The 16,136-nt window shown below is 63.2% G+C and carries 17 protein-coding genes; 7 read left to right on the forward strand and 10 right to left on the reverse strand.

The window, feature by feature from the left end; translation table 11 throughout:
• Nucleotides 1–12 precede the first annotated feature (12 nt).
• The 3 genes from ACH79_RS02240 (at nt 13) to ACH79_RS02250 (ending at nt 2,676) form a co-directional block, all read left to right on the forward strand.
• Nucleotides 13–678 carry a polysaccharide deacetylase family protein gene (locus ACH79_RS02240; protein ID WP_161849562.1) on the forward strand — a complete coding sequence of 222 codons (666 nt, stop codon included), beginning with the start codon at nt 13–15 and terminating at the stop codon, nt 676–678.
• Nucleotides 675–1,544 (forward strand): fumarylacetoacetate hydrolase family protein, encoded by an 870-nt coding sequence (locus tag ACH79_RS02245; RefSeq protein WP_161849563.1) that lies wholly within the window; start codon nt 675–677, stop codon nt 1,542–1,544. The genes ACH79_RS02240 and ACH79_RS02245 overlap by 4 nt, the downstream gene beginning before the upstream one ends.
• 91 nt (nt 1,545–1,635) lie before the next feature.
• Nucleotides 1,636–2,676, forward strand: coding sequence for a uroporphyrinogen decarboxylase family protein (locus ACH79_RS02250; RefSeq protein ID WP_202639165.1), 1,041 nt, complete (start codon nt 1,636–1,638; stop codon nt 2,674–2,676).
• 296 nt (nt 2,677–2,972) lie between these two features.
• Here ACH79_RS02250 and ACH79_RS02255 read toward each other — a convergent pair whose 3' ends face one another.
• The 7 genes from ACH79_RS02255 to ACH79_RS02285 form a co-directional block, all read right to left on the reverse strand.
• Nucleotides 2,973–3,581 carry a nuclear transport factor 2 family protein gene (locus ACH79_RS02255; protein WP_161849564.1) on the reverse strand — a complete coding sequence of 203 codons (609 nt, stop codon included), beginning with the start codon at nt 3,579–3,581 and terminating at the stop codon, nt 2,973–2,975.
• A gap of 78 nt (nt 3,582–3,659) precedes the next feature.
• Complete coding sequence (locus ACH79_RS02260) at nt 3,660–3,929, reverse strand: hypothetical protein (protein WP_161849565.1); 270 nt, start codon at nt 3,927–3,929, stop codon at nt 3,660–3,662.
• Nucleotides 3,926–4,918, reverse strand: coding sequence for a DUF2778 domain-containing protein (locus ACH79_RS02265; RefSeq protein ID WP_161849566.1), 993 nt, complete (start codon nt 4,916–4,918; stop codon nt 3,926–3,928). Before ACH79_RS02265 ends, ACH79_RS02260 begins: the two co-directional genes overlap by 4 nt.
• Nucleotides 4,919–5,097: 179 nt before the next feature.
• Entirely contained in the window at nt 5,098–5,523 is a 426-nt protein-coding gene (locus ACH79_RS02270; protein ID WP_161849567.1) for a DOPA 4,5-dioxygenase family protein, read from the reverse strand.
• Nucleotides 5,524–5,600: 77 nt separating this feature from the next.
• A complete protein-coding gene (locus ACH79_RS02275) occupies nt 5,601–6,161 on the reverse strand; it encodes a carboxymuconolactone decarboxylase family protein (protein ID WP_161849568.1) in 561 nt (186 codons plus the stop codon).
• A gap of 57 nt (nt 6,162–6,218) precedes the next feature.
• Entirely contained in the window at nt 6,219–6,752 is a 534-nt protein-coding gene (locus tag ACH79_RS02280) for a VOC family protein (protein ID WP_161849569.1), read from the reverse strand.
• Nucleotides 6,753–6,818: 66 nt separating this feature from the next.
• On the reverse strand, nt 6,819–7,616 hold the full coding sequence (locus ACH79_RS02285) for an SDR family NAD(P)-dependent oxidoreductase (protein ID WP_161849570.1): 798 nt from the start codon (nt 7,614–7,616) through the stop codon (nt 6,819–6,821).
• A gap of 218 nt (nt 7,617–7,834) precedes the next feature.
• Between ACH79_RS02285 and ACH79_RS02290 the strand changes: the two genes are divergently transcribed.
• Together ACH79_RS02290 and ACH79_RS02295 are read left to right on the forward strand one after the other, a co-directional pair.
• Nucleotides 7,835–8,899: a LacI family DNA-binding transcriptional regulator gene (locus ACH79_RS02290; RefSeq protein ID WP_161849571.1), complete on the forward strand. Its 1,065-nt coding sequence runs from the start codon at nt 7,835–7,837 to the stop codon at nt 8,897–8,899.
• An 88-nt stretch (nt 8,900–8,987) separates the two neighbouring features.
• Nucleotides 8,988–9,956 (forward strand): tripartite tricarboxylate transporter substrate binding protein, encoded by a 969-nt coding sequence (locus ACH79_RS02295; RefSeq protein WP_161849572.1) that lies wholly within the window; start codon nt 8,988–8,990, stop codon nt 9,954–9,956.
• A gap of 58 nt (nt 9,957–10,014) precedes the next feature.
• Here the strand turns inward: ACH79_RS02295 and ACH79_RS02300 are convergent, their stop codons facing one another.
• Both ACH79_RS02300 and ACH79_RS02305 read right to left on the reverse strand, forming a co-directional pair.
• The gene (locus ACH79_RS02300) at nt 10,015–11,235 is read right to left on the reverse strand and encodes a cytochrome P450 (protein WP_161849573.1); all 1,221 of its coding nucleotides are present in this window, start codon (nt 11,233–11,235) and stop codon (nt 10,015–10,017) included.
• A gap of 61 nt (nt 11,236–11,296) precedes the next feature.
• Nucleotides 11,297–11,506, reverse strand: a complete 210-nt coding sequence (locus ACH79_RS02305; protein ID WP_161849574.1) for a ferredoxin — start codon at nt 11,504–11,506, stop codon at nt 11,297–11,299.
• A gap of 152 nt (nt 11,507–11,658) precedes the next feature.
• On the opposite strand from ACH79_RS02305, the gene ACH79_RS02310 reads away from it, so the two are divergent.
• Together ACH79_RS02310 and ACH79_RS02315 are read left to right on the forward strand one after the other, a co-directional pair.
• Nucleotides 11,659–12,297 carry a TetR/AcrR family transcriptional regulator gene (locus ACH79_RS02310; protein WP_161849575.1) on the forward strand — a complete coding sequence of 213 codons (639 nt, stop codon included), beginning with the start codon at nt 11,659–11,661 and terminating at the stop codon, nt 12,295–12,297.
• Between the two features lie 292 nt (nt 12,298–12,589).
• On the forward strand, nt 12,590–13,447 hold the full coding sequence (locus tag ACH79_RS02315; RefSeq protein ID WP_246738396.1) for a hypothetical protein: 858 nt from the start codon (nt 12,590–12,592) through the stop codon (nt 13,445–13,447).
• Nucleotides 13,448–13,466: 19 nt separating this feature from the next.
• Here the strand turns inward: ACH79_RS02315 and ACH79_RS02320 are convergent, their stop codons facing one another.
• On the reverse strand, nt 13,467–16,127 hold the full coding sequence (locus ACH79_RS02320; RefSeq protein WP_161849576.1) for a nitrate reductase: 2,661 nt from the start codon (nt 16,125–16,127) through the stop codon (nt 13,467–13,469).
• Nucleotides 16,128–16,136: the final 9 nt, after the last annotated feature.

The raw sequence follows: 16,136 nt of genomic DNA on the forward strand, positions 1-16,136 counted from the left end.
CGGAGAAGCTGCGTGTTCGACCTGACGCTGACTTTCGACAATGGTCCCGAGCCCGGCGTCACGCCGCGCGTGCTCGATACCTTGCGCGAACGCGGCATCAAGACGACCTTCTTCGTGATCGGCGAAAAGCTTGGCGACCCCGAGCGCCGTCGGCTGGCAGGGCGCGCGCACGACGAGGGCCACTGGATCGGCAATCACACCTTTACGCATTCGGTGCCGCTTGGGCGGCAGCACGATCCGGAAACGGCACACAACGAGATCGGCCGGACGCAAGACGCGATCGGCGACCTCGCCCATTCAGAGCGCTGGTTCCGGCCGTTCGGCGGCGGCGGCAATCTCGATCGGCGGCTGTTGAAGCCTTCGGTCGTCGATTACCTCATCCGCAACAAGCATAGCTGCGTGCTCTGGAACGCAATCCCGCGAGACTGGGATGATCCGGACGGCTGGGCCGACCGGGCCATCGAGCAATGTCAGACGCAGCCGTGGAGCCTGATGGTGCTGCACGATCTACCCGGCGGCGCCATGGATCATCTCGAACGCTTTATCGACCGCGCCACGAAAGCCGGCGCACATTTCCACCAGGACTTTCCGCCTGACTGCGTCCCGATCCGGTCGGGCGAGATCGTGCTGCCGATCCAACCCTACGTTTCCAACATCGAAGAGAGTGTCACACCATGAAGATCGCGAGTTTCAAGGCCGGCCCGACCGTAACCTACGGCCTGATCACGAACACCGGCATCATCGATGCCGGGAAGCGGCTGAAAGCGCATCCGACACTGAAGTCGCTGCTCGCAAAGGGATCGCTCGACGAACTGAAAGCGCTGCAAGGCGAACGGCCCGATTACGCGCTGGCCGAAATCGAATTGCTGCCGACCGTGCCCGACCCGGACAAGATTTTCTGCATCGGCGTCAACTACGCCACGCATCTGGCCGAAAGCGGCCACCCCACCCCGCCGCATCCGATGATCTTCACCCGCTTTGCCAACAGCCAGGTCGGCGGCGGCCAGCCGATGATCCGGCCGCTGGAATCAGAACGTTTCGACTTTGAAGGCGAGATGGCCGTCATCATCGGCAAGGCCGGCCGCCGCATTGCGCGCGAAAAGGCGCTCGCGCATGTCGCAGGTTATGCCTGCTACAATGACGGCAGTATCCGCGACTGGCAGCGTCACACCTCGCAATTCGCGCCGGGCAAGAATTTCGTCGGCACCGGCGCGTTCGGCCCCTGGATGGTCACGACGGATGAAATCCCTGATATCAGCAAGCAGACCATTGCGACCCGCCTCAACGGCGTCGAGGTGCAGGCCGCGCCGATCTCGGACCTCGTGTTCGATGTTCCGGCCCTGATTGCCTACTGCTCGACCTTCACCGAACTCGTACCCGGCGACGTCATTGTCACCGGCACCACCGGCGGCGTCGGCGCCTATCGCACACCGCCGCTCTGGATGAAGGATGGCGACGTGGTCGAAGTCGAAGTGTCCGGCATCGGCGTGCTGCGCAATCCGGTCAAGGACGAGGTTGCTGCGACTGCAACGCGCGCGGCCTGATTCTCTTTTTTGTTGACGCGCTTTCTTCACGCGAACCGGTACCCACTTCGCTTGAAAACGCTATGCGAATACCAAGAACAAGGAGGTAATCATGAACCTGCCCAAGCATCTGCTGCCGACCACGGTCGTCGGCAGCTACCCGCAGCCGGAATGGCTGGTCGATCGCGCGATGCTGTCCAAAGTGGTGCCGCGCACGCGTTTGCATGCGATGTGGCGGCTGCCGGCCGAACATCTGGAGGAGGCGCAGGACGACGCCACCATCGTCGCCATCCGCGACATGGAGCGCGCCGGCATCGATATCGTGACCGACGGCGAAATCCGCCGCGAAAGCTATTCGAACCGCTTTGCCACCGCGCTCGAGGGCATCGACGACGAAAATCCGGCGATGATCACCTCGCGCAGCGGGCACGCGACGCCGGTCCCGCGCGTGGTCGGCCCGGTGAAACGCCGCGGCCCGGTCGAGCGGCACGACATGGAATTCCTGCGCAAGAACACCGACCGCGCGGCCAAGATCACTCTGCCCGGCCCGTTCACGATGAGCCAGCAGGCCAAGAACGAATACTATAAGGACGACGAAGAGCTGGCGATGGCGTTCGCCGAAGCCGTCAACGCCGAAGCGCTCGACCTGCAAAAGGCCGGCGCCGACGTGATCCAGCTTGACGAGCCCTGGGTGCGCAACAATCCCGATCTTGCCCGGCAGTACGCCGTCAAGGCGATCAACCGCGCCTTGCAGGGCATCACCGTGCCGACCGTGGTGCATCTGTGCTTCGGTTATGCCGCGGTCGTCCCCGGCTCGACCAAGCCAGCCGGCTACTCCTTCCTCGCCGAGCTCGCCGACACCAGTGCCGAGCAGATTTCGATCGAGGCGGCGCAGCCAAAACTCGATCTCGGCGTGCTCAAGGATCTGTCGTCGAAAAAGATCATGCTCGGCGTGCTCGACCTCGGCAATCCCGAGATCGAAACCGCCGATGTGGTGGCCGGCCGAATTCGCAACGGCCTGAAGCATGTCGCGGCCGATCGGCTGGTTGTCGCGCCCGATTGCGGCATGAAATACATGCCGCGCCATGTCGCGTTCGGAAAGCTCAAGGCAATGTGCGATGCGGCCGCGACCGTCCGCAAGGAGCTGAGCTAGGTCCGGCCGCTTCATCTATCAGGCTGAGGAGCTGTTCGAACGGATCCCGCTCGCGGGCCCGTACCAGATGGATCGGTGCACTGGAAAGACGCAGCCAACTCTCTGCTTCGGCCAGCCAATACACCTTGCTGTGTGGTTCGCGCCGTGCGAGCTGCCTGCAAAGTGCCGCCCGCCAACTCAACTCCAGGCGACTTGCCATGCGCATCCCCTGCCATGGGTGATGCTTCATGCTGGTCCCGGGGACTGGACGGGTTCCTTGATCTACGTCAAGCGTCGCGACGATTTAGGACGCTGCGCTAGATCGGATTACCTTTCAACCACGCCGCGCCCCGCGCGTATAATGCCTCGACTTCGGGCCCCTTCAGACCGGGCATGTCGCGCTTGACGGTATAACCGATGCGGGTCTGCAGATAAGCGAGGTGCCGGTAGCCCTGTGGAAACTGCTCAAGCAACGCCCTATCCAGAACAGGCGCTGTGCCGGGGGTAACGGGGTCCATCCGGTCCTTCTCATAGATCGGCTGGCGCAGCACGATTCCCCATCGCCCTTCCCGCTTTTCGAGGAAGTCGTAGAACCGCCCGGTGCAAAGCACGTCGCACAGCACGCCTTCTACCTCGGCGCGCTGCGAAATCGTCATCTTGGTCTGCGAGATCGCCCGGTTTCCGGCGAGATCGACCGAAACACCACCCAGGAAGTGCAGGATGCTGATGCCCTTGGCCCAGGCCTGCTTGCTGATTTCGATGAATTCGTCGCCGGTGCCCTGCGTCCAGGTCGCCATCATGCGGCCGTCCGGATGCCAGACCGTGCGGAAGCGCTCCCAGTCGCCGGCATCGCGCCAGATCGCCCAGTTCTGCAACAATTCCCGGATCAGGCGATCGTCTTCAATCTCGGCGTCACGTCTGGGCATGCGGACGTTTCCCTTAGGACTTAGTTCTCAAGTGTTCATGAGACATAGCCGCGCCAGGCATAAGCTGACAAGCCGGGCTCATAACAGCCTGGCGCGAACGAACAGCGCGCGCAGCGCGTTGGTCGCCTGCACGGCCAGCATCGCGTTATCGGCGGCACCTTGCAGTGCACTGACAGCATCGGCGTGCAGCGCGCGGAATTCGATCCATTCGATCGAAGAGAGATTAGTGATGAAGCGATAGGCCTGACCGACGGTGGCGATCGACACCGTCCTGCCGTTCAGGTTGATCTTGAAGACCGCTCGCAACGGCGTATCGGAATCGGCGACGTCGCCGGCGACCGAAGTCATGACGGAGACGGTGAACGCCGCGATGCGGTCAGGCCTTCGCGAAGGCTCGGCACAACGACGAGCCGCTTCACCTCGCCGTTCCGGTAGGCCTGCAGGAACCTGTCATAATCCTTGATCGAGACGCAGCCGTTGGAATCGCCGTTGGGACCGAGCAGGTAGCTGTGGACGAGCAAGCCGTTTCGCCCATGCATTTCGTTTTCGCCGACCGGCGTCATGCGCAGCGCCGCGACGCCATGAAACAGTTTCTCGCGCGGTTTCAGATCGTAGACGTTCGGCGGCGTCGCGCCGACCATGCGCTGGTCGACATGTGCCGGATTGTCCATCAGGCTGCCGAGCCCGGAGTGTGCCTCAAGCTTGACGCCATTCGGCAAGTACACCGTGCGGGCCGAAATATCGTAGACGGCGGTCTGACTGTCGTAGCCAAGCGCGGCCAGATCCTTGCGCTCGCTGAGCAGCCCGTCTCCCGGCGTCAGCGACGCCAACGAGAAGCGCATCGGCACCAGGTCGGCGAGCTTCTCGAACATGGTGCGATTATCGGCCGAGACCGTCGGCGGATCGTTCCTCATCGACTGAAGATTGGCCAGGACCGGCCGGGATCTTGGCAAGGGAATCGCAGCCTCAACCGTTGGCGCAGGCTGCTCGGGCTCGGGCTGGACAATCTGCTCTCGCGATGGTCCGCCCAACTGGCTTTCGATATGCCCGAACTCAGCCTCGAAGTCAGAGCGTTGCGGGCGTACGGCGGGACGCGAGGGGTAATTGATGGCCAGCGAACGGCGCACGGAGGACGGACCGAACCGCTCGTCGAACGAGGTTGTGCTGGCAAAATTCGCGGATGCGGGATCGACCCAGCGGGACAGATCGAAATCGGTCGCCCAGGCAGCCAGCCCCAATGCCATGGCGAACGCCGCGACCCCGAATGCCGCTTCGCGGTACAATCGGGTACGCGGGCGCGAAGCAAGCTCGGCTGCGCTGGTCGTACGATTACCCATCTATCCCCGGCTCGGCGCTTCGGAATCACGTCTGATTCCTAAAGGATTCACCGAATAAGTCCCCACCATAATGCAAACCAAAGTAAGGCATAATCGAGACAATGTTTGCCGCCATCATGACCTGCGCAATCCGCAGGTTCAAGCCTTCTGACAAGGCCGCACCGGCGGGTCGGCGGCTCTCAGGGCCTCAGGACCGGATTGGTATTTGGTACCGGCGCCTGCTCCATTTCAGCGTGCTCCGGCAGCTTGTCCGCATGCACCGCGAGCGCCGGCCCGATCCAGATCGGATCGGCCAGATGGTCCCGGCGCGGATTGGTCGTGTTCGGATGGACCAGAACGCTCAATTTGCCATGGTTGAGCATCAGCCAGGGCACCAGTTCGGGGAATATCTCGCGGGCAAAGGCGACCTGGTACATGGCCTGATCGTGCGGCCCGACCTTGACATCGTGCCAGCGCCCGAGCGTGACCGAGAAGCGCTCGCCGATCCAGCTGCGCAGTTGCTCGGCTTCGGCCCGTGTGGTCGCTGGATCGTAATAGATATGGGCGTGATAGCTGGCGATCTCGCCCAGTGGTCGCGGCCCGCCCGCTCCCGGCTCACCCGTCATGGCCTTTGCTCCACGCCATCGCTGCTTTGGACCGGTCGATGATCGCTGCAACCGGGGGCGTGGTCAATGTGCAGGTGTCAGCCCAACCGCTTCTTGCTGCTCTCGAAGACGGTCATGCCGGCGGCGGCGTCGAGGTCGACCTCGGTTGCTTCCGTCAGGCGCGCCATCGTCATGTAGAATCCGATCGCAAGGATCGATTCGACGATCTCCTGCTCGCTGAAGTGCTGGCGCATCGCGGCAAAGACCGGTGCTGCAACGCGCACGTTCTCGATCACTTCACGGCCGAACGCCAATAGCGCCTTTTCGGCCTCATTGAAGGCGGCGTCCTCGTATTTGCCCTGCTCGATGCAGTCGATCTGCCGTTGCGTGACGCCGACGCCGAGCGCGATCGGAACATGCTGCCGCCACTCATATTCCCCATGCTCCCACTGCGCGACCTGGAGGATCAGCAACTCGCGATTGACGTGGCTGAGCTTCTGGCGGTGCAGGATCGAATTGGCGAACCGCATCGCCGGAATGAAATTGGCCTCGGCATGCGCCATCATCCGGAAGATATTAAGGACGACCGGCATCCTGTCGAAGGAGGTGCGTATGTCGCCGCCGGTTGCCGCCGGGTCGATCAGAGGAAGTCTTGCCATCCGCTTTTTCCTTATGTTGCTGTTCTTGTTGTTGAATCGTTGGCGACGCTGCGCCGCTCAACGGCCGCCCACCTCGCGGATGGGATCGGAGCCGTCCCAGCCGGCGGCGACCTTGCGGATGTGCTCGAAGAAGCTCCCCTTGCTGCCGCTGATGTCTGAAATTTCCACCACGGTCCCGGGATGGGCCTGCGTATCGAAATATGCAAAGCGGCCCTTTTCGCCGCCGATCTGGCCCTCGTGACCCACGTTATAGCCAAGCGACAGCGCGCGGTCGTAGACGGCCTGATAGTCGCGGGTCCAATACGACATGTGTTGCAAGCCTTCGCGGCCGGAATCGAGAAACTCCTTGTACATCGAGGGCGCATCGTTGCGCTGCTGGATCAGCTCGATCTGGAGATCGCCGGAATTGGCGAGCGCCACGCTCATCTCCATGGCGGAGTACTGGCCGCGGTGGCGGAAGTAATCGGTCTTGACCTTGTCGATGTAGTACCAGGGCCCGACGCCCATCACATTGACCCAGTGATCCATCGCGGCGCGGATATCACGCACCACATATCCGTTCTGGCAGACCGCGCCAAAGATACGGCTCATTGAAACCTCCCGTCTGCTTGCCGGCGGTACATGCTTGCCGCCTCGTGTTCTTCTTGATCCCGCAGTTCAGCCGATCGACCTGCCTCCGTCGATCACGAGTTCGGTGCCGGTGACGTAGCGGCTTTCATCGCTGGCGAGCCACAGAATGCCGTTGGCGATATCTTCAGGTGCCGCCTTGTACCCGAGCGGGACGGCGCGTTCGGTGAGCTTATCCAGCGTCGGGCCGCGCTCCCGTCCGCCGTTCGCGCCGTCCTCGACGGTGCCGATCAGCGTGTCCCAGATCGCGGTTTCGGTGATGCCGGGATGCAGTGAGTTGACGCGTACACCGTCCCTGGCGGCGGCGCATTCCAGCGCGACCGATTTCGTGAACAGCCGCACGCCGCCCTTGGTCGCGCAATAGCCCGAGACGTTCGGCGACGCCTTGATCCCCGCGATCGAGGAAACGTTGATGATGCTGCCGCCGCCACCTGCCCGCATCAGCGGCAGCGAATGCTTCACGCCGAGGAAGACGCCGTCGAGATTGACGGCCACCTGCCGCTTCCAGTCGGCGAAAGCCATATCGACGACAGGGCCCGAAAGGCCGATACCGGCGTTGTTGACGAGGACATCGAGCCGGCCAAACCGCGCCTTGATCGCGGTCACGACCGACTGCCAGTCTTCTTCGCGCGTCACGTCGTGGTGGTAGTATTCGCACTCGCAGCCACCGGCGCGCAATTCGCGCAGCAGGCCTTCGCCCTTCTCATCCTGCAGATCGGTCGCGACAATCTTCGCGCCCTCGCGGGCCAGCACCAAAACGGCGCCCCGCCCGATGCCATTGGCAGCGCCGGTCACCAGAACGACCTTTCCTTCGACACGCCGCGTCATGGCTGGGTCCGTTTCCCCGCTTTTCAGGCCGTTCGGCCGTGTTGTTGCCCTGCAGGAATAATGGTCAGGTTTCTGGAAACGTTTCCATACTTTATCTATCTAAGCCGCGCAAGGTCAGTATTTTAGGACATATCATCTTGTATATCGTTTTCAGATTACGCTAGATTTCAGCGTTGCGCGGCCTAGCGCCGCAATCTTCGGCCGATCGAGATGTAGCGATGAACAGGGTGCAAGAAGGACCAGCGGCAAAGGGCCGGCGGATCAGGCCTGCACGTGCCACCATTCGTGATGTCGCGGCCCAGGCCGGCGTATCCGTCAGCAGCGTCAGCCGGGTCATGAACGGCGAGCCGCATACCAGCCCCGAGTTGCACGCGCGGATCATGCGGGCGGTGAACCGGCTACGCTTCGAGCCGCATTCGGCGGCGCAGGCCCTGCGTTCGCGCGAGAGCAAGACAATCGGCTGCATGGTCTCCGACCTCTCCAATCCTCTCTACAGCGAGATGATCAACGGCGCGGAGGAAGAATTGCAGCGCGCCGGCTATGTGCTGATGCTCGCCGCGACCCGCCACGAGGAAGGCCGCGAGACCGCGTTCGTCTCAGCGGTGCGCCGGCGGCGGATGGACGGATTGCTGCTGTTTGCCGGCGACAATGCCCACACCGATTTCACCGGTGCGCTCGCAAACCTCGACCTGCCCTGCGTGGCGATCGATCGCGAGGTGCCCGGCGTGCCGTCCGTGCGCGCGGACCATCGCGGCGGCGGCCTCGAAATCACCCGCTATCTGATCGGGCTTGGCCATCGCCGCATCGCCCTTCTCACCGGACGCGCGGCGCTGCTGCCGAGTTCGGAGCGGCTTGCCGGCTATCGTCAGGCCCATGCCGAAGCCAAGATCGAGGTCGATCCTGATTTGATCCGGCCGCAGACGCAGGGCTCGAGCATTGCGTTCAGCGACGTCTGCCAATTGCTGCGGGACCCCAACCGTCCGACGGCGATCATTACGCTGGGCACGCACATGCTGGCCGGCGTGATGGACGCACTCGCCAGCAGCGGCCTGCGTTATCCCGACGACGTGTCGCTGGTATGCATCGGCGACACCGACCTCGCCCGGCATGCAACGCCGGGCATTTCTGCGTTGACCTGGGATCTGGACCAGATGGGCCGGGTCGCCGCCAACATCCTGCTCGACCGTATCAGCGGCGGTGACGAGGCCAGGAAAATACGGCCGGTCTACCTGCCGACGCGGTTCATCCTGCGGCACTCCGGTGCCGCGCCTCGCGCGCCCTGATGGCGCGACGGGCTTCATCTCTACGCCCGGCGAACAACGCCGGCGACGAACGACCAGAACAAAAAATAAAACCCAGGGAGTGAGTAAAATGAAGTTACGCGCGATCGTGCTGTCGCTGCTTGCGCTGTCATGGATGACAGTTTCAGCGCACGCCGAGGAAACTGCCGACTACCCCTCCAAGAAGATCAAAATGCTGTTGCCGTTCGGGGCCGGTGGCGGGGGCGACGTGCTCGGCCGGCTGCTTGCCGACCGGATAGGCAAGCGCCTCGGCCAGACCTTCTATGTTGAAAACCGCACCGGCGCCGCTGGCACCATCGGCGCGCAGCAGGCGGCAACCTCTCCGCCCGACGGTTACACCATCACGATCGGCGGCATGACTACCCACGTGCTCGCGCCGGCGGTCTATCCCGCCCTGCCCTATGATCCGATCAAGGATTTCACGACCATCGGTCGGATCGGAACGTCATCCATCCTTCTCATCGCCACGAAGGATTTTCCCGCCAGCGATCTGCGCGCGCTGACCGAGCTCTCGCAAAAGGGAGAACCGATCCAGTATGGCAGCTGGGGCGTCGGCTCGACCGGGCACTTCTGCGGTGAGATTCTCTCCCAGAAAGCGGGCGTTCGCCTGCAGCATGTCCCGTTCAGCGGCGCGGCCAAGCTCGCGAACGACCTGGTGGGCGGGCATATCTCGGTGGGGCTGGTCGACATGGCGACCGGCACGCCGCTGGTGAAGGACGGCAAGCTGAAGGCGCTTGCAGTATGCGGGGGACGATCGCCGAGTCTCCCGGAAGTTGCGAGCTACAAGGAGCAAGGCGTCGATTTTGAGCGCAGCCTGTCCTGGGTGATGTATGCGCCGGCTGGCCTTCCCGTTCCGATCGCGCAGAAAATTGCCGGCGCCTTGAAGGAATCGCTGGCGGAGGCCGACATCGCCGAGAAGCTGCTGGCGCTCGGCATCTCCGTGGACTTCATCGCCGGAGACCAGCAGCGCGACATCAATACGCGTGACATCGAGGCCTGGAAGAAGCTCGCCAGCGACGCAAAGATCGAGGTCAAGTAGCGGCCAAATGCAAAAGGAGGGCCGAGCCAATCGGCCCTCCCGCTTTATCCCTCGAACCTCAGTTCGCCTTGCCGAACAGGAAGGGCAATTGACGCGGGCCGCGCACGGTGCCTTCCGACCATGTGACCTTGCCGGCCGGATCGAGCCGGAAATCCGGAATCCGCTTCAGCCATTCCTCGATCGCGACCGTCATCTCCATGCGGGCGAGGTTGGAGCCGACGCAGCGGTGAATGCCGAGACCGAACGCGGCGTGGCGATTTTCCTTGCGGTCGATCACCACCTTGTCGGCATCGGGGAACATCGCTGGATCGCGATTGGCGGCCGGGAACGACAGCAGCACCATGTTGCCGGACTTGACCGGGCAGCCGCTGACGGTCGTCTCCTTCATCACCTCGCGCGCCATCGTCACCGGCGAATAGGCCCGCAGCAGTTCCTCGACTGCGAGCGGCATGAGCTCCGGCTCCTTGACGAGGCGCTCGCGGTCCGCCGGCGTTTTCGCCAGATGCCACAGCGAGGAGCCGATCGCGCTCCAAGTGGTGTCGATGCCAGCGATCAACAGCAGCCGCAGCGAACCCAGCACGTGCTCGTCCGCCAGCGGATTGCCGTCCTTGTCCTTCGCCTTCATCAGCGTCGAGATCAGGTCGTCGGTCGGATTCTGCTTGCGCTGCTCGAGATGGGCGGCGAAATAGCCGGTCATCTCCCTTACCGCTTCCATCAGCGCGTTGTCATCCTTGATGCCGAGTTCGAGGATGCCGTGAATCCACTTGATGAAGAGGTCGCCGTCCTTCTCCGGAATCCCGAGCATATGCGCGATCGCGCGAACCGGAACATGCTTGGTGTAGCGCGCGGCGGCGTCGCATTTGCCGTCGGCGATGAACTCGTCGATTAGCTCGTTGCAGATCGCGCGCACCCGCGGCTCCAGCTTCTTCATCGCGTCCGGCGTGAACGGCGGCAGCAGCAATTGCTTGGCCGGCTTGTGCTCCGGCGGATCGGACGTGATCGGCGGCGCCCGCGCCGTGATCTCCGGCCGTACGTCGCGCACGATTACGCGCCGGGAGGAAAAGTGCTCGGTATCGTAGGCGATTTCCTTCACCGCCTGGTAGGTGGTCGGCATGTAGCAGCCGAGAAAGCGCTCGGTGTGAACGACGGGCGAAGCCGCGCGCAGTTTTTCCCAGATCGGAAACGGATTTTCCGTCCAGGTCGGGTCGGTGTGATCGAAATCGTTGACCCAGTCGGTGACCGGCGGGTGTTCGGGCATGATGCTGGCGGAATCGGACATCGGAGCAATTCCTCTGCTTGGTTCGTTCAGATCGTGATGGATGAAAGATCTCGCGACCGGATTATTCTTCGGTCACGTCGATGGCAATTTCCGGACAGTTACTCTGGGCAAGCCAGGCCTTGTCTTCCAAACCCTCCGGCACCGAGCCGTCGCCGACTTCGTGCGCGTTGCCGAATTCGTCGAGGTCGAACAGTTCGGGTGCCAGTGATTTGCAGCGCGCGTGTCCCTGACATTTGTCCTGGTCGACGCGGATCTTCAGCTTTCCGGCCATCGCAGCGTTCCCCTCTTTCTGGTGCGCATTGTCTCGCGCCGCCTTCTTGCGGCATGCCGAGACAAACTCGCCGGCGTGCCGCGAAGTTATATCATATTACATTCGCGTTGCCGTTGTGCTGTCAAGGCAAAAGTTATAGATCATGGAACTGAATGCCGCCGCGACCCGCACGAAAAGCGCTCAATGCCTATCACCATGGGGATCTCCGTGATGCCCTGGTTCAGGCCGCGTTGCATGAGGTCGAGCTCGGCGGCCCCGAAGCAATCAGCATCAGCGCGCTTGCCAAGAAGCTCGGCGTCTCGCAGCCGGCGCCCTACAAGCATTTTGCAGATCGCGAGACGCTGCTGACGGCCGTCACCGCCGAAGCATTCCGCCAGTTCTCAGCCATGATGCGCGCGGCGATCGAAAAGCCGTCAAGACAGTCGAAGCTGTCGCGCTTCGCCCAGCTCACGCTCGATTTCGGGCTGCGCCGCAACGGCATCTATCGCCTGATGTTCGCGTCGCGAACCATGGCCTGCGCGCCGAAAGGCAGCGAGCTGCAAACCGCGGCCATGGAGACGTTCGAACTCCTGGTGGAAGCGCTGGAGGCACCCGCCGTGGGACTGTTGCGCGAGCGCAGCGCGCTGAAAATCTGGGCCTCGCTGCATGGCGTGGTCATGCTCGCCGAACAGGGACTGCTCACCGGCCAGGTTGCCCATGTCAGCCGGGAAGAGCTGGTCGAGGACATCGTGAAGGAAACCAAGCTCGCGCTGTCCGTCGCAATAGAGGCCAGCGGCAAGGCCGGCCAATGACAATCAAGGCTCCGGCATTCGAGGGTCCCGACACACGGGCCTCTATGGCGGCGCCATTCTCGGTCTGGCCGCCATCGCGGCGCTTGCCGTTGCAAACTCGCCGTTCGCGGCGCAAACGTGCCACACTGGCGACGAGATCGCAGCATGCGTCATGGCGGCTGCTTGAATTCTGGACCGGCAGGTGATCAGCTTTTCTGCTCATGGGCATCGCCGGTTGAACACAAATTCTGCCAAATCCACTGCGCATCTCCGTCTGGAACTCGCACGACCCTGCTCCGCGAGAAGCGTCGCGTTGGGCGCCTTGGCCTCGCTATGCATTTTCGGCGCGGCACTTGGAAAGGACGATGGCGACGATGAGGATGCGGCCGCCACCAAGCCGACCCTGCCGAACCTCTACCTCGATATGCGAACCATCTACTCGACGCTGCCTGCCGGCACGCTGTCGATCGGATTTAGCGCCCCGCCTTTGCTGGCGACGCTGGCGAACCTTTCCGCGCTCCGAACCCTTAACTCACCCTCCAGCCAAAGTGTCTCGATCGACCTGCCGTTGACGGTCGATGTCAACGATCAGCTCTCGGTCTATGGCGGCGTCAGTGGCGCTACGTCGCAGGCCGGCACCGATCCCTGGACCGCTTTCTCGATCTTCAGCTTTACGCTCGGATTCCAGGCCGACATCTATCAGCAGAACGGCGGAATGTTTCCGACCATCACCGTTCAATCCAATGTGTCGCGATCGACTTCGGACTCTCCGCTGGCCTCGACGACCTACAACACGATCCTGGAGGCCGGCTACGCGCTGAATGCGGATGAGACGCGAGGGCTGCTCGCGGGAATGCAGTACGCCAAGGTCCTGATCGATACCCCGCTTGCCCGCGTCAGCCCTGACGTCATGGGCTATCTCGGCGGCTATTATCAGTGGGACAACAACTGGAAGTTCACCGGCCGCTTCGGCGTGCAGCACTTCGGCGGCGCGCAGCTTCTGAACCTGACGCCGTTTCCCGCGTTCACGCAGCCGATCCTTCGGCTCGACCTCGACCGCATGGATGACAACGACAATCGGCTGTTCGGCATCACCGCGCAGATCGCCTGGACGCCGAAGCCGTCGTACCAGCTAACGCTGCGAACGCCGCTCTACGCGATCAAGAATTAGCGGCCAGATTGCCGCAAGCTCATGCCGGCTGCGAATCCCGCACGGCCGCGCTGTGCAGCAGCTTGCTGATCTCCGGCTTGCACGCACCGCAATTAGTACCAGCCTTCAGACGCCGGCCGACGTCCTCGACGCTGGCTGCCCCTTTTTTGATTTCGGCCGAGATCTGATGCTGCCCGACACCGAAGCACGAGCAGACGATCGGCCCGACGTCCTGACCGGCATCGAGCGGCTGCCCCGTCAGCAACGACATCCGCGCATTTGGTGACAATGCCTGTTCCGCGAACAGGCCGGTCAGCCACGACCGCGATACCAGCTTGTGATCGGGTGCGATGAACACACAACCTTCCAGCCGGCCGTCGCGAACGGCTGCGTAGCGGAAGCGGCCAGCCTTCGGATCGCGATAGGCGATCCACTCGATGTCGTGATCTCCGACACGAAGCTGCGCCCGCGCCCAGTCGCGCCAGCTCGGCGGACGCTCGTCGCCGGCGAGTTCCATTCGCCAGCAGGTCCCCGAAAGCCCGCCGACCCAGTAACCCGCTATGGGACGTTCGATCTCCTGGCGACTGAGGATGAAGGCGTGCCATTTCGGCGAGTAAGCGGCCGCCTTAACCGGCGTGTGCTTGGATTCAGGCTGTCCGGAAATCGGATCGGTGGCCGGATTGACCAGCGCGTTGACCCGGCCTTCGCCGGCATACTCGCCATTCCAGTGCATCGGTACGAACACGCAGCCGCGCCGCTGCTCGGCGGTGACGACAACGCGCGCCACCATCTCGCCCCAGGCACTGGTCAGCCGCACGAGCCCGCCATTCTCGACGCCGGCCGCGCGTGCATCGTCGGGATGGAATTCGGCATAGGGCTCGAAAATATGCGCTAGCAGCCGCGGGGATTTCCCGGTTCGCGTCATGGTATGCCATTGATCGCGGACGCGCCCGGTATTGAGCACCAGCGGATAGTCGCGGCTGGTCGCGTTGACGGCAGGGCGCGGCGTCACCGGCACGAAACGAGCCTTGCGGTCGGCGGTGAAGAATTCGCGCGTCTCGAACATCCGCGGCGTGCCGGTCGGATATTCCCGCGTCACCGGCCACTGGATCGGGGTCAGCGCATCGTAGGCGCGATCGTCGAGCGTATTCAATGCGGACAGATCGAAGTCGCGCGTGCCCTCATTCTCGAAACTGGAAAGCCTTGCGTGCTCGCGGAAGATCTCGGCTACGCTTGCATAGTCAAATCCCGAATACCCCATGCGTTGCGCGACGTCGCAGATGGTCCGCCAATCCGCCCGTGCGGCGCCGGGCGCCGGCAGGAACGGCCGCTGCCGGGAGATCCGGCGCTCGGAGTTGGTGACGGTGCCGTCCTTTTCGCCCCAGGTCAGCGCGGGCAGCAACACGTGAGCATGACGCGTGGTGTCGGTATGACGCATGCAATCGGAGACGACGACGAGCTCGCAGGCATCGAGCGCGCGGCGCGCGCGGTCGGCATCCGGCAGGCTGACCAGCGGATTGGTCGACATGATCCAGACCGCCTTGATGCGGCGGTCGGCGATCGCGTCGAACATGTCGATCGCCTTGAGGCCCTGCTTGTCCGCGATCACAGGCGATTGCCAGAACCGCTGCACGATGTCGCGATGGCCAGTGTTTTCGATCTCCATATGGGCGGCAAGCTGGTTGGCCAGCCCGCCGACCTCCCGGCCGCCCATGGCGTTGGGTTGTCCGGTCAGCGAGAACGGCCCCATGCCGGGACGCCCGATGCGGCCGGTCAACAAATGACAGTTGATGATCGCATTGACCTTGTCGACGCCGCTGCTCGACTGGTTGATGCCCTGCGAATAGAGCGTGACGACGCGTTCGGTCCTGGCGAACCAGTCGAAGAACAGTGCCACGGCACCCTCGGAGAGGCCGCAGATATCGGCGGTCTGCGCGACCGACTGGCCGGCGACCTGCTGCAGCGCGGCTTCAGCCCCGGTGGTGAATCCCTCCACGAACGCGCCGTCGATGGCGTTGCGCGATGCAAGGTAGGCGAGCAATCCGTTGAACAGCACGGAATCGCTGCCCGAGCGAAGCGGCAGGTGCAGATCGGCGCCGTCGCATGTCGCGGTCCGCCGCGGATCGATGACGACGATACGGCACGCCGGGTTGCTGGCCTTGGCGGCCATCATGCGCTGGTAAAGGATCGGATGGCACCAGGCGGCGTTGGAGCCGACGAGAACCAGCAGATCGGCGCTCTCGAGATCCTCGTAACAGCCCGGGACGGTATCGCTGCCGAACGCGCGCTTGTGGCCCACCACGCTCGAGGCCATGCACAGCCGCGAATTGGTATCGATATTGGCGGTGCCGATGAAACCCTTGGCGAGCTTGTTGACGACGTAATAGTCCTCGGTGAGGATCTGGCCGGAGACATAGAAGGCGACCGCGTCAGGACCATGCTCGCGGACGGTTCTGCCAAATCCATCCGCGACGTAGTCGACCGCCGTATCCCAGTCCGTCTCCTGCCCGTTGACCATGGGCGCGAGCAGCCGTCCCTCGAGGCTGATGGTCTCGGCGAGCGCCGAGCCTTTCCCGCACAGCCGGCCGAAATTGGCGGGATGCAGCGGATCGCCGCGGACGGTCACAGCGCCCGCGGCATCCCTGTCAGCGATAACGCCGCAGCCGACCCCGCAATACGGACAGGTTGTTTTCACCGGCACGGGCGATCA

Origin of the sequence: Bradyrhizobium sp. CCBAU 051011 (assembly GCF_009930815.1) — a bacterium.
Classification (GTDB): domain Bacteria; phylum Pseudomonadota; class Alphaproteobacteria; order Rhizobiales; family Xanthobacteraceae; genus Bradyrhizobium.

Coding starts and splice junctions, on each gene's coding strand:
- ACH79_RS02270 (WP_161849567.1), bottom strand. CDS start 5,523: ATGACGGGTGAGCCGGGAGCGGGCGGGCCGCGACCACTGGGCGAGATC.
- ACH79_RS02300 (WP_161849573.1), bottom strand. CDS start 11,235: ATGTCCGATTCCGCCAGCATCATGCCCGAACACCCGCCGGTCACCGAC.
- ACH79_RS02265 (WP_161849566.1), bottom strand. CDS start 4,918: ATGGGTAATCGTACGACCAGCGCAGCCGAGCTTGCTTCGCGCCCGCGT.
- ACH79_RS02295 (WP_161849572.1), top strand. CDS start 8,988: ATGAAGTTACGCGCGATCGTGCTGTCGCTGCTTGCGCTGTCATGGATG.
- ACH79_RS02255 (WP_161849564.1), bottom strand. CDS start 3,581: ATGCCCAGACGTGACGCCGAGATTGAAGACGATCGCCTGATCCGGGAA.
- ACH79_RS02310 (WP_161849575.1), top strand. CDS start 11,659: ATGCCGCCGCGACCCGCACGAAAAGCGCTCAATGCCTATCACCATGGG.
- ACH79_RS02305 (WP_161849574.1), bottom strand. CDS start 11,506: ATGGCCGGAAAGCTGAAGATCCGCGTCGACCAGGACAAATGTCAGGGA.
- ACH79_RS02280 (WP_161849569.1), bottom strand. CDS start 6,752: ATGAGCCGTATCTTTGGCGCGGTCTGCCAGAACGGATATGTGGTGCGT.
- ACH79_RS02245 (WP_161849563.1), top strand. CDS start 675: ATGAAGATCGCGAGTTTCAAGGCCGGCCCGACCGTAACCTACGGCCTG.
- ACH79_RS02275 (WP_161849568.1), bottom strand. CDS start 6,161: ATGGCAAGACTTCCTCTGATCGACCCGGCGGCAACCGGCGGCGACATA.
- ACH79_RS02260 (WP_161849565.1), bottom strand. CDS start 3,929: ATGACTTCGGTCGCCGGCGACGTCGCCGATTCCGATACGCCGTTGCGA.
- ACH79_RS02290 (WP_161849571.1), top strand. CDS start 7,835: ATGAACAGGGTGCAAGAAGGACCAGCGGCAAAGGGCCGGCGGATCAGG.
- ACH79_RS02250 (WP_202639165.1), top strand. CDS start 1,636: ATGAACCTGCCCAAGCATCTGCTGCCGACCACGGTCGTCGGCAGCTAC.
- ACH79_RS02285 (WP_161849570.1), bottom strand. CDS start 7,616: ATGACGCGGCGTGTCGAAGGAAAGGTCGTTCTGGTGACCGGCGCTGCC.